The sequence below is a fragment of the Rhizobium sp. CNPSo 3670 genome, from assembly GCF_057784555.1.
The window spans coordinates 18,189-30,942 of record NZ_JBXSOL010000044.1 but is presented as its reverse complement, the minus strand read 5'-3'; the positions used below and the strand labels follow the sequence as shown (position 1 = coordinate 30,942).

The window sequence follows — 12,754 nt, the reverse complement described above, 5'->3', positions numbered from 1 at the left end:
ACTGGCGGCCACGCCGCCCGAACCATTGGCCACACCACCCTTCTCGGTCGCATCCCCTGCATCGGCAACCGCCGTCGGCGTCGTATTCGAGCTCGGCGTCGTAAACATCACATCGACCCAATAGTTCGTCGACTGGAAGGTGCTCGTGGGGAATAGGCTGTTGCTGCCATAGGCATAGACGCCATTGCCGCTGGCCGGCGCCGTGAGCGGACCGCTGGTTACATTTGAGGTGAAGTAGCCGGTCGTCGACGAATAGTGACCGGTATTGGTATGGTAAGATGCAGTGTAGGTTTGTCCGACCGTCAGCGATACCGGACTGGTGAAATAGGCGGTCTGCCAGCCGCTGGCAGTCTCGTTCGTGAAGGTGAGGTTCGCAATCCTCGTGCCGGTACTCGACCACAGTGAACCGGTATGTGTGCCGGTATCCTGACTTCCCTTATAAAAACGAATGCCGGTGACGGTACCTGCCACGGATGTCTGGAATTTGAAGCCGAGTTCAACCGCCGAGGTATCGTTGGTGTTGACGACCGCTGGCGTCCCCGAACCGAAGAGAGAGGTGTAACTCGGCCCGCTGACGGTGACCGTTCGTCCCGCAGAGGGCGTTTCCAGGTTGACGTTATCATCGACTGCGCGAGATCGGATGGTATAGGTGCCCGCGGTTTGCGGCTGCCAGGTATAAGTCCAGTTCTCATCGCCCGTCGCCGGATGCCAGCTCGCCCCGTTATCGGTCGAAACCTCGACCGCGGCGATGACCCCGCCTCCGGTATCGGCAGCGGTGCCGGTAATCGTCACGGTGGATCCAACGGTCGCCGTGGCGGGCACCGTGATGACCGATGTCGGCGCAGTGTGGTCCAACGAAGCGGTCGCGGCGGTGAGCCCGGACTGTAGCGTTCCAGGCTGAATGCCCATGTCAGCAAGCAAATTGACCATTGCCTGCTGTACGCGCGAGTCCGTCCGGGTCGCCGTGAGGTCGTGATTGTCGCTGAGACCCCATGTCCAGTAGACCGTGCCGGCGCCGAACACCAGCGCGCCGCTAGGCGCGCGATAGAGCGTCAGATTGTGGGTCGCCGTCGCATTGCCGGTCGTGTTTCCGTAATCGAGCAAATAGCTGCTGACCGGAAGCGTCGTCGACGACAGCTTCACCAGGCCAGCCGGATCGAAGCCGTTGTCGGGTGCTTCGTCCCACTCGTAACCGAGATAGTTTTTGGTGAGCGTTGCCGTCTGCCCGGGCTGAAGATTGGCAACGCTCGTATTGCGCCAGAAGCGAAGGTTGGCATCATCATAGCCAACGGTGATCGCACCGAGGTTGCTGCCGACATCGTCGACCTTGAACAGCTGGCCGGTCAGCGAATTCTCCGGATTGCCGCCGCCGATGGCAGGTGGGCTGAAGCGTGGGTCGCGGAAGGTGCCTGTCCATTGGTCGGAAGGATCGATATCGCCGCCCGCCCATGTCTCCTTGTAGGTGATCAGGGTGCGGTAGGGCGTGCCGTCGGCGCTATAGGCGTTGCCCCAGCGAGTGCGCCAATAGACTTCGTTGCCGCTCCAGAACATCAGGTTGACGCCCGCATCGCGCGCGGCCTCGACATTGGTTCTCTGCTGCCCCGACCAATATTCGTCATGCCCGGCATCGACATAAGTCTTGTGATTGAGCAACAGGCTGCCATAGCGATCGGCGTCGACACCCGACAGATAGGAGACGTCATAGCCGTTCTGTTCCAGCCAGTAGATGCCCGCATATTCGGCACCGAACAGATAGTCCTGGGGACCGGCGTAAGTGCCGACCCCGCCGCGCGTCGCGATCGGCCTGTTGTAGCTAACGGCATATGCGCGACCGGCACCCTGCCCTGTCGCTGGACCGTTGCCGCCATAGAGGTTTGCGCCACCCCAACCATTGTAGGCTTGCCAGGTCTCATCCGCGGTCTGGAAGACAACGTCGCTGTGGCTGTCGTCGTCGCGCACGATGAACGGGATGTGATTTTCGCCGGAGGTGCCATCCTGACGGACGAGCTTGGCGATATAGACGCCTGAAACGGCATCATCCGGTACGGTCCAAGACGCCGAGACGGCCCAGTTACCGGCGTCCACCGTGCCGGTCGTCGCATTGCGCAATGGACTAGGTTGGGTCTGCAATCCGGTGTGCTGCATCGTCGCGACCTTGCGCGCCCCCATGCCGCCATAATAGCCGAGCCGATAGATATCGATCCGGTAGTTGGTAGAATTGGTATTGATCTTGAAGCTGATCGTCTTTCCATTATCGACGCTGATATCGGTCGCAAACCCTTCGATGTTGGAGCTGCCGGCACCGTCGATGCCCCACTCGCTCTCCGGATTGCCCTGCTTCTGGTTTTCCAGCACGATGGCGTTGCTGGCCACCGCCGCAGCCGCCAGGCTCTGCGTTGTCGATGACCCTTGCGTAGAAGGCTTAGGTGGCTTCGTCACAGAGCCGGACAGGATACCGATATCCTTGGATTTGGTTCCCGTTCCCGTCTCTCCCCCGCCTGGCAGGGTTCCATTGGTGAGCGCCGCGTCCGACCATGTTGCAGTGCCGGTCCAGCCCGAGAGTGGAGACAAGTCACGATCGAGAAGCGGATCGCTGACCGAGGCGCCGATGGCCTGCTTGATCGTCGCCACATAGTCCGGCCCTTCGGTCAGCCTGGTCCCCGGCAATTGACCGTCCTGTTGAAGCAGGGCGCCGCCATGAGCCCAATCAAGAATCCGCGTGGGGGAGGTAAGATAGCCGCACCCGCACACGCCAAAGGGCATGCCGAAGGCCAGCGAATTCGCGCCGGCGTCGTGCGCAGTCGCCTGCCCTGACGGACTCGATTCGAGAATGACCACCTTGCCCGAATGAGCACGCCCGGCCGCCACCTTAGGAGCACCATGCCCCGAAGCTGTCGGTGCGGGGCTTTGCGGCAGATAGGGAGCCAGAGGATCGTCGCCCATGGAGCTCATTGCGGTATCGGTGCGCTGAAGGGACGATGCGGCCCCGAACGCAACTCCATCCGCGTGCCACTGGAACCGTGCAAAATCCGGTTTAAGCGCCGACAGCGCGGCCACATCGCCGCTTCGAATTCCCATTTCGCCAGGCGTTGCGAAAGTGTCAGGCAACGGCCGCTCTTCGAGGCTGTTGACCGCGTCGCCGTTCACGCGCTCTCTCTGCCCGCCATCATGCTCGTTGAGGGCCGCATCCTTATAGGGATCGTCGACAAAAATGCCCTGCTTGTGTCCCTCGGCAGTTTGCACAGATGCCGCTAGTTGAGCACTATCCTTATGCTTTTCGGCAGGTTTGCGCGATCTTTCTTTTCCGCCGACGGTCAACCATCGGGGCACCAAGGAATCCACGAGAAGTGAGTGCGAAATCCACCGGCGAGCGTTGCGATACATGGCGGGTACCTCTCGCTATATTAATCGGGATCAAATCTATGAGGATCGTTTGATACGACTCCAGGAAGTATAGTCGAAAAATAAGCGAGTATATCCTACGCCTTTCGCTCTACGGGCGCCATCCTTTGGGCAACAGCCGTGTTGTATGAAATAGTGGCGGGTGCGACGGGCCGTAAAGCTTCGCCGCGTCCGGTGCAGGAAGCCGCGGCGGCGGCAGAGTCCACCATCGCCACTTGGCGGCACTGACGCTGGAAACGCCCAGGCAGGAAGCAACGGATCGGGTCGACCAAGCGATGGCAAAGGCCGTCCGCATCGGGGCGCCTTCGATCCGGCACGCCTATGCGATCGCGGTCCTTCACGGCGAGCGCACCTATTCCTGCGTGCATGATCTCGTGATTTTTCAGGATGATCCCTCTCTGAGATATACGCTCCTGCTCGATTTAGACTGAGGCACCCACCCCATCTCATCAATAGTGATGAGGCAAAGCAAGCGACCTTCACCTTCCTCAAGCCTTCGTCAGACGGCACACTAACGATGCGGCTTCGGACCTGCCAGCCGGCGGTCGAACAGCGTGAAGGCATTGGATCAGTATCCGTTCAAGGATGCTTCGCAGGCGAGATATGTATATGAATTCATCGCACCGCATCCCTCAGCTGCTCTTTCGCACGACGTTTGTCATCGGTGCACTCGCATTTCTTGCCGAAGCGGTGTCGCCGGCTCTCGCCGATAGCGCGTTCTTCGCTCCACAAACGAAAATCCGTCTGAGTGTCGTGCAATGGATACCGTCCAAGGGGCAGTTTGATCGGTTGGATGGGATCAGTGGGGAATACACTGTTTCGGATTCAGGTATAATCTCCCTGCCCTTCCTGGGGTCGTTGGCCGTCGCCAATCTCGACAATGCGGGCCTTACCATCGAGATTGCCAAACGCCTTCAGGCGAAGATGGGTCTGGCCCAGGCACCTGCAGTGACCATCGACGTTCTGGACTATTCCTCCATTTACGTGGTGGGAGACGTGATGGCGCCGGGAGAATACAAGTTTCGCTCCGGCCTCAGTGTCTTGCAATCCCTCGCCATGAGCGGCGGCCCGTTGCGGGCGGCGGCGCAGCAGCAATCGCAGGCGATCAGGCTTGCCGGCGATTTGCGGGACATTGACCACTCGCTGCTGCGCAGTTCTGCAAAGCTCGCGCGGCTGCAGGCGGAGATGGCGGACGCGAAGGAGATAGTCTTCGATCAGCCGTCCGCCGCCGATCGGCAATATGCCGAGAGTATCTACGAGGAGGAGCGGGTCATTTTCCAGGCCCGTGCAAGCGCGCTGGACAGACAGTCGGTAGCGCTCGTCGAATTGCGTAATCTCTTGACTGCGGAAGTCGAAACGCTGCAAGAAAAACTGAAAGGCTCGGATGACAATATCCAGTCAGTGGAGGAACAACTGACGAGCGTGAAGACGTTGGTCCAGAAGGGCCTGACGATCTCCTCACGTCAGATGGATCTGGAACGATTGCTCACCACCTATCGCTCCGATCGGCTCGATCTCGTGACTGCCATCATGCGGGGACGCCAGGCAATCAACGAGACGACGCGCAGTCTCGAGGGACTTTCCGACACTCGCCGCAATGAGCTCGCTACCGAGGTGCAGGCGGAAAAGGCCAATCTCGATCAGCTCAAATTGAAGCGTGACACCACGCAACAACTGCTTCTCGAAGAACTGTCGAGCGGCGCCAGCGTGAAGAATTACAATGAAGAATTGCCGCTGACGTTCATCGTGAGTCGGCGGGAAAAGGGTGAGGTCAGTCAGTTCCAGGCTTCCGAAATGACGGAGCTGGCACCGGGCGACGTGGTCAGGGTGACTCGGGTACGCACCGCCGATGTGTCATCAGAAGACGCCGCTGCGCTGCCTGTCCAGACAATGTCAGTCAGGTAAGCCGATGATGACGGGCTGGGGCTTTCGATGACTTTCAGAATGATCCCACCAAGCCAGACCTATACCCAGATCCTCAAATCGACGATGCTGATGGGCGGCTCTTCGCTGGTCAACGTCGCACTCAGCATCGTCAGAAACAAAGCCATGGCCGTCCTGCTCGGGCCGGAAGGCATCGGGCTGATGGGCCTTTACAGCTCGATCGTGGATATGGCGCAGTCCCTCGCTGGTCTGGGCGTCGGCGGCAGTGGCGTGCGTCAGGTCGCTGAGGCAGCCGGCACCGGCGATACAAACAGGATTGCCCAATCGGCGACCGTACTGAGACGCATATCAGTGGTGCTGGCGCTCTTTGGGGCGCTCCTTCTTGCCGCATTGGCGTATCCTGTCTCAAGTTTCACCTTCGGTGATTACCAGCACGTCGGGGGCATTGTGCTGCTGTCGCTCGCCGTTTTTTTCCGGCTGGTGTCTGCGGGGCAAGGCGCATTGATTCAGGGTATGCGCGGAATTGCGGATCTTGCCCGCATCAACGTGCTTGCCGGACTCTTCGGTACAGGGGTGAGTATCCCCCTGATCTATCTCTTCGGGGTGCAGGCGATCGCACCGTCGCTCGTGGTCATTGCAGCTGCCTCAATCGTTCCGACGTGGTGGTACAGCCGGCGGATCTTTCCAAATCCATACCCGATGTCGGCGCGCCAGTTCAGCCGGCAGGTGTCGGCTCTGCTCCGGCTCGGGTTCGTCTTTATGGCAAGCGGGCTTCTGACCTTCGGCGCGGCCTATGCCATCCGCATCATCGTGCTGAAGGAAGGCGGCGTCATGGCGGCGGGATTGTATCAAGCTGCCTGGGGTCTCGGCGGTCTCTACGCCGGCTTCATCCTGCAGGCCATGGGGACGGATTTCTATCCTCGTCTGACTGCAATGATCGACAACGATATCGAGTGCAACCGGCTCGTCAACGAACAGGCCGAAGCCAGCATGCTGCTCGCCGGTCCCGGCCTGCTCGGCACGCTGACGCTGGCGCCGCTCATGATGAGCCTGTTCTATTCGGCAGAATTCCACGGGGCAGTCGAACTTCTGCGCTGGATCTGTCTCGGCATGATGCTGCGCATTATTTCCTGGCCGATGGGTTTCATCGTCGTGGCGAAGAACACCCAGGCGATTTTCTTCTGGACTGAGGTTGCGGCTGCAGTCGTGCATGTTGGGCTTGCCTGGCTCCTGGTATCGCTGCTCGGTACCCAAGGAGCCGGCATTGCGTTTTTTGGCCTCTATGTCTGGCACGGCATCCTGATCTATGTGATCGTCCGCAAATTGACCGGTTTTCGCTGGTCCGCCGCCAATCGCCGACATGCATTGCTTTTCTTGCCCGCATCGGGACTGGTATTCCTGATGTTCTCGATCTTGCCGCTGTGGCCGGCGACGGTGATCGGCTTCGTCGCCGTCCTTGTCTGTGGGTTGTATTCACTGCGCATGCTGGTCGACCTGCTTCCGCCGGAGTCCGTGCCGGCCATGATTCGCGGATGGATCACGAAGTCAGCCTAGAGCGATTCAGCTCATCGCGGAAATGCAAGACCATTCTAACCATTTGTATTTACGGCAAATTGTCGGCAAAAGCGCTCTTTGCCTGGGAAACCCGCTTCGCACTTACCTGGTGCTCTAACGAACAATGCGCGCATCCTCAGATCCGCGCATTGTTTGTTATGCAAGTTGCCGCGTGAGGCAGATGGCGTTCAGGCGACAGCAATATCCATGTCAGATTGGACGCCGGCGGCTCCGACGGTCGCCTCCTTGAGGGCTGCGCGAAGTGCCTCAACAACCCTGACGACGTCGAGGTCCGTCATCTGGGCGAAGAGCGGCAGGATTATCGTTTCCTGCTGCGCTGACACGCTTCGCGCCAGGCCAGTGGCGGCTCGATAGACGCACTGGCCAGAATAGGCTCCTTCCAGATGAATGTTCATCACGCCGCGCCTGGTCGATATCCCTTGATCGAGCAGCACCTGCATGACTGCCCGTTGGTCGACGGCATCAGGTAATCTCACACAGAAGCTCTGCCAGTTGCTGCGGGCCCAATCAGGCTCCATTGGCAGCGTTAGGCCGGCGATCGTCGACAGGCGCTCGCAATATTGAGCGGCAATCCGCCTTCGCTCTGCAACCAGCTCCGGCAGCCGGCGGAGCTGCACCCGTCCGACTGCGGCCTGGAGGTCGGTCATGCGATAGTTGTAGCCCAGTTCATCATAGTCTTCGAAAATCACCTGTTTCGAGCCGTGGCGGACAGCGTCGGTGACGCTCATGCCATGCTGGCGCCACAGCCGGAATTTTCGGTCATATTCCGGGTTGGCCGTCGTCAGCATGCCGCCATCACCCGTGGTGACGACCTTTCGGGGATGGAAGGAGAAGCAGGCAATGTCGCCATGCGGCTTGCCGATCTTTTCCCAACGCCCGTCCCAAAGGATTTCGCTTCCCGTCGCACAGGCCGCATCCTCGATAACCGGTATCGAATGGCGCTTGCCGATCTCGACGATCGAACGGAGATCGCAGGGCATGCCGAGCTGATGCACGCACAGGATTGCCTTGGTGCGCGGCGTGATTGCCGTTTCGATCAAGCTGGGGTCGATATTGTAGCCATCCGGCGCGATATCGACGAACACGGGTACCGCATCGCAGTATCGAACGGCGTTCGCCGTGGCGATGAACGAATGGCTGACCGTGATGACTTCATCGCCGGCACCGATGCCGACCGCCATCAAGGCGAGATGAAGCGCGGTTGTGCAATTGGAAACGGCACAAGCGTGCCCGGTGCCGACGAGGGCTGCGAATTCCTTTTCAAATGCCGCGACTTCCGGCCCCTGCGTCACCCATCCTGACAGGATGACGCGACGCGTGGCTTCAGCCTCTTCCTCTCCGAGAACGGGTTTGGCGACGGGAATCGTCGATAATAACGGGCTCATGCAGCCTGGCCTCCTGCCGAAGCAGTTTTCGACTGCCACCACGCGACAAGGTCACGAAGCCCCTGCTCCATCGAGATTTCCGCCTTGAAGCCCAGAAGCCTTTCGGCCTTGCTGATGTCGGCAAGACGACGTGTGACGCCGTTGACGGCGCGCGCCTCTTTGTGCTGCGGCTCGAGTGAGTATCCCATGATTTCGCTCAGCATCCGCGCGAGTTCCAGCAGGCTTATTTCCCTGCCGCTCGCGACGTTGAACACCTCGTCCGTAACGTCGCTCTTTGCCGCCAGGATGTTTGCCCGCGCGATATCGCGTGCATCGACGAAGTCCATCGTCTGACTGCCGTCTCCATAAACGAGCGGCGGCATTCCGGCTGCCAGGCGTTCCATCCAGCGGATCAGAACTTCGGTATAGGCGCCGTAAACGTCCATTCTCGGCCCGTAGACGTTGAAATAGCGCAGCGCCACATAGCGCAGGCCGTACATTTCCGCGAAACTGCGCAATAGACCCTCGTTGAAGGTCTTGGCGGCGCCGTAGATCGTCCGGTTATTGTAGGGGTGATGCTGCTCGGTCGTCGGGAAGGTTTCGGCAAGCCCCAGCACGGAGGCGGAGGAAGCAGCGACGACTTTCGATACGCCTGCCTTCACAGCAGCTTCGAGGACGTTGAACGTGCCTTCGGCCAGGACATCAAAGGCGAGCCGCGGGTCTTCGGCGCATTGCGTGATGCGGATCGCCGCCTGGTGAAAGACGATGTCGACGTCTTCGAAGGTTTTCGCCAGCAGTGCCCTGTCGCGGATATCACCTTCGATGATGTTGACGGAGCCGCTTGATATTGCCGTGCTGAGATTGTCCCGGCGCCCGCGCACGAAATTGTCAAGGACGATGATCTCGCGAGGTTTTTCCAATGCAACAAGATCGGCAATATGCGAACCGATCAGACCGGCACCGCCGGTGATGAGCACCCGTTTGTTTCTCATGATCTTCCCTCACGCGACATGTTCGTCATCGGATCATTCTCCGAACGCCAACGTATGAATTTCGCCGGTACACCGGCGGCAACCGAGAACGGCTCGACGTCGGAAACGACAACTGCACCCGCTCCAACGATCGCCCCCTTCCCGATGGTCACGCCGGGAAGAATGGTCGCATTCGTTCCGATATCGGCCTCGGCACAGATGCGGACCGGCTTGATTTCAAGATCCGTACGGATGATCGGCACGTCTATCGGCAGTGCTGTGTGGGTCGAGCCAAGCACCTTGGCGCCCGGCCCCCACCCGACAGAATCTTCGATCACAAGGTCGCGCGCGTCGAAATAGGCCATCGGGCCGATCCAGACATTGTCGCCGATGACGCAGGTGCCATCGTAGCGTCCCTGGATGTAGGCCTGAGCGCCGATGAACACGCCATTGCCGATTTCGAAGGTTTCCGGATGTTTGAAACCGGCGCCGCTAGCGACCTGCAAACCTTCGCCGCAGCTGCGCGTGATAGCCCGCCAGATGGCTCTGCGCATCAGCGCGTCGACGACGCCGTCGCCTGTCGCGAAGCGGCCGTAGAGTTCGATCAGGCCGGCGCGCCCATATGCTTGCCTGAGCTCTTCGGCGAGCCCCGCTTGATAGGCTGGATCTGCCGGCTTCTGGCTGCGGCCGTGGACGGCCTGCACGACACGAGCCTCGCGTGGACTAGCTGACATAGGCATACTCCAGCGCAGCCGCGACCCGATCGACGTGCTGTACAGGCATTTCAGGGTAGATCGGCAAGGAGAGAACCTCGCGTGCGGCGGCTTCCGAGACCGGGAAGTCGCCTGCTTGGTAACCGACGTCGGCATGGGCCTTCTGCAAATGAACGGGAATAGGATAGTGCAGACCGGATGGAATGCCCTCTGCTGTGAGCACACGTTGCAGGCCGTCCCGATCGTGGCTTCTGATGGCGTAGACATGGTAGACATGCCGCCGCTCCGGCACTTCGACAGGCGTTCGCAAATGCGGCGATCCTGCAAGCAGCGAGGAGTAGCGGCGACCATGCGAACGACGGGCTTCGGTCCAGGCTTCGAGATGCCGAAGCTTGACGCGCAGAATGGCTCCCTGGATGGCGTCCATGCGATAGTTGAAGCCCTTCAGCAGATGGTGATAGCGCTGGTCCTGACCCCAATCCCGCAGCATGCGCATTGTCTTGGCCTGCTCATCGCTGTTCGTGACGGCGATCCCGCCCTCGCCGCAGGCGCCGAGGTTCTTACCCGGATAGAAGCTGAAGCAGCCAGATGCGCCGATGCTGCCGGCGCGCGCGCCCTTGTACAGGGCGCCATGTGCCTGGCAGGCGTCCTCGATGACCGGAATCCCGTAGCGATCAGCGACTGCCATGATGCTATCCATATCCGCCATCTGACCGTAGAGATGGACGGGGATGATGGCCTTGGTCCGGGAGGTGATCTTCGCCTCCAACTGAGCCGGATCCATGGTCAGCGTCACCGGCTCGACATCGACGAATACCGGTGTTGCGCCGGTATAGCAGATGGCTGACACAGTCGCGACAAAGGTGAACGGCACGGTGATGACTTCATCGCCGGGACCAATGCCCGCCGCAAGCAAAGACAGATGCAGGGCACTCGTCCCGGTGTTGACGGCGATCGCGTGTTTGACGTTGCAATAATCCGCAAATTCCTGCTCAAGGCGGATGACTTCCTCGCCCAGTATGTATTGCCCAGAGGCGAGCACGCCGAGCACGGCGGCGTCGATTTCGCTCTTGATCGATTGATATTGTGCTCTGAGGTCCAGAAAGGGGATCATGCGATGCGCCTCGCCTCTTCGAGCTCGACGATACGACCGCGCTGTGCGAGCGAACGGCTTGCGGCTTCAAGCACCCGAACGACACGCAACCCGGCATGCCCGTCCGTAATGGGCCGGGAATTCTGCTCGATGCACTCGACGAAGTGATCCAGTTCGCGCTTCAATGCCTCGGTCATATCGAGCTTGGGTGCCCACATATCGCCGCTGCGGTAGCCGACCAGCATCTGATGCACCTTCTCGCCGTACGCATCGGAATTGGGGCACATGGTGATGCCCTTGTCATAGACCTTGATCTTTTCGCTGGGCTCGAGATCGTCATAGACGATCATCTTGTTGCTGCCGCCGATCAGCGTGCGGCGCACCTTGACCGGCGCCAGCCAATTGACGTGGATGTGCGCGATGAGCTTGCTCTCGAAAAAGAGCGTCAGATAGGCGATGTTCTCCGGCTCGCCGAGCACGTGGCTCATGCCCGTCGCGGAAACAGCCACCGGTTTTTCCTGCAGGACGTGGTCCAGGATGGAAAGGTCGTGCACGGCGAGGTCCCAGATGACGCTGACATCATGCTGGAAGAGCCCGAGATTGACCCGAACCGAGTCATAATAATACATGTCGCCAAGGCCGCTTTCGACCAATTCGCGCATTTTCCGCACGGCGCCGGTGTGGACGAAGGTATGATCCACGGCCAGCACGAGGCGTCGGCGCGCAGCTTCGTCGACCATTCGCGACGCTTCGTCCGCCGTCGCTGCCATCGGCTTTTCGACGAAAACATGCTTACCGGCCATCATCGCCTGCATTGCAAGCTTGAAATGCGTCGAGACCGGCGTCGCGATGGCGATCGCGTCGACTCTCGGATCGCGCAAAACTTCCTCGAAATTGTCGGTGACCGTTATTGCGGGGTACCGGCTTTTGACGGCCCCCAACCGTTCGACATTGAGATCACAGACTGAAACAAGGTGGGCGCCGGCCGCTTCAGAGATGTTACGAACCAGATTTGGACCCCAATACCCATATCCAACAACAGCGATACCGATCATTCCATTTCTCCCAACGCAAACATGTCTACCGGTCCGTCATTGACGCGGCCGATTACCCTGGCCGGAACGCCCGCTACGATGGCGCCGTCTGGCACGTCTTTTGTTACAACCGCTCCGGCGCCGACCTGCGCAGCCTCTCCGATGGTCACGCCGGGCAGAATGGTGGCGTTGCTGCCGATCGACGCGTGGCGCTTGACGAGTGTAGGGATGAGTATCCAGTCGGTCTCCGTCTGCAGGCTGCCGTCCGGATTAATGGCGCGCGGGTACGTGTCGTTCGTAAACATGACCCCGTGGCCGATGAACACGCCGTCTTCCAGCGTCACGCCCTCACAGAGGAAGGAATGGCTGGAAATCTTGCAGTCTCTCCCGACCACGACATTCTTCTGAATTTCGACAAAGGTGCCGATGCGCGTTCCTGCGCCGATCGTGCAGCCATACAGATTCACGAGATCTCGATGGTGGATGACGCTACCGTCACCCAGCTTGACATTTGATGCAATCATCCCTGAAAACCCCTACTACTCCTAACAGGGCCCGATTTTCAGTTAAAACAAACAATCGGGCGATTGCGTCCAAGGTTTCAAACCAACAGGACAAATATTTCTCTACACTTCAAAGAGAATTGTTTTCGTCATCCGAGTAAAGAAACAAAACGGTTAAGCTTACCCACCTAAAGGCGTATCTACTTATGACGACT

Annotated in this window: 10 protein-coding genes; 3 read left to right on the top strand and 7 right to left on the bottom strand. The window is 59.6% G+C overall.

What is annotated here, in order from left to right; genetic code table 11:
- Positions 1-3,384 (bottom strand): N,N-dimethylformamidase beta subunit family domain-containing protein (locus AC13QO_RS27195; RefSeq protein WP_488542435.1); only part of this gene is annotated, 3,384 nt, incomplete at its 3' end.
- 293 nt (positions 3,385-3,677) lie between these two features.
- Here AC13QO_RS27195 and AC13QO_RS27190 point away from each other — a divergent pair.
- From AC13QO_RS27190 to AC13QO_RS27180, 3 genes are all read left to right on the top strand, one after another.
- Positions 3,678-3,833, top strand: coding sequence for a hypothetical protein (locus AC13QO_RS27190; protein ID WP_488542434.1), 156 nt, complete (start codon positions 3,678-3,680; stop codon positions 3,831-3,833).
- A 172-nt stretch (positions 3,834-4,005) separates the two neighbouring features.
- Positions 4,006-5,307 (top strand): polysaccharide biosynthesis/export family protein, encoded by a 1,302-nt coding sequence (locus AC13QO_RS27185; RefSeq protein WP_483315452.1) that lies wholly within the window; start codon positions 4,006-4,008, stop codon positions 5,305-5,307.
- 27 nt (positions 5,308-5,334) lie between these two features.
- Positions 5,335-6,840 (top strand): O-antigen translocase, encoded by a 1,506-nt coding sequence (locus AC13QO_RS27180; RefSeq protein ID WP_488542433.1) that lies wholly within the window; start codon positions 5,335-5,337, stop codon positions 6,838-6,840.
- 188 nt (positions 6,841-7,028) lie between these two features.
- Here AC13QO_RS27180 and AC13QO_RS27175 read toward each other — a convergent pair whose 3' ends face one another.
- From AC13QO_RS27175 to AC13QO_RS27150, 6 genes are read right to left on the bottom strand one after another with little or no spacing between them, the layout of a single operon-like run.
- The gene (locus AC13QO_RS27175) at positions 7,029-8,246 is read right to left on the bottom strand and encodes a DegT/DnrJ/EryC1/StrS family aminotransferase (RefSeq protein WP_488542432.1); all 1,218 of its coding nucleotides are present in this window, start codon (positions 8,244-8,246) and stop codon (positions 7,029-7,031) included.
- Positions 8,243-9,217, bottom strand: a complete 975-nt coding sequence (locus AC13QO_RS27170) for an NAD-dependent epimerase/dehydratase family protein (protein WP_488542431.1) — start codon at positions 9,215-9,217, stop codon at positions 8,243-8,245. Before AC13QO_RS27170 ends, AC13QO_RS27175 begins: the two co-directional genes overlap by 4 nt.
- Positions 9,214-9,930: an acyltransferase gene (locus AC13QO_RS27165; RefSeq protein WP_488542430.1), complete on the bottom strand. Its 717-nt coding sequence runs from the start codon at positions 9,928-9,930 to the stop codon at positions 9,214-9,216. Before AC13QO_RS27165 ends, AC13QO_RS27170 begins: the two co-directional genes overlap by 4 nt.
- The gene (locus tag AC13QO_RS27160; RefSeq protein WP_488542429.1) at positions 9,920-11,023 is read right to left on the bottom strand and encodes a DegT/DnrJ/EryC1/StrS family aminotransferase; all 1,104 of its coding nucleotides are present in this window, start codon (positions 11,021-11,023) and stop codon (positions 9,920-9,922) included. Before AC13QO_RS27160 ends, AC13QO_RS27165 begins: the two co-directional genes overlap by 11 nt.
- On the bottom strand, positions 11,020-12,057 hold the full coding sequence (locus tag AC13QO_RS27155) for a Gfo/Idh/MocA family protein (RefSeq protein ID WP_488542428.1): 1,038 nt from the start codon (positions 12,055-12,057) through the stop codon (positions 11,020-11,022). The genes AC13QO_RS27160 and AC13QO_RS27155 overlap by 4 nt, the downstream gene beginning before the upstream one ends.
- Complete coding sequence (locus tag AC13QO_RS27150; RefSeq protein WP_085777572.1) at positions 12,054-12,560, bottom strand: acyltransferase; 507 nt, start codon at positions 12,558-12,560, stop codon at positions 12,054-12,056. The genes AC13QO_RS27155 and AC13QO_RS27150 overlap by 4 nt, the downstream gene beginning before the upstream one ends.
- Positions 12,561-12,754: the final 194 nt, after the last annotated feature.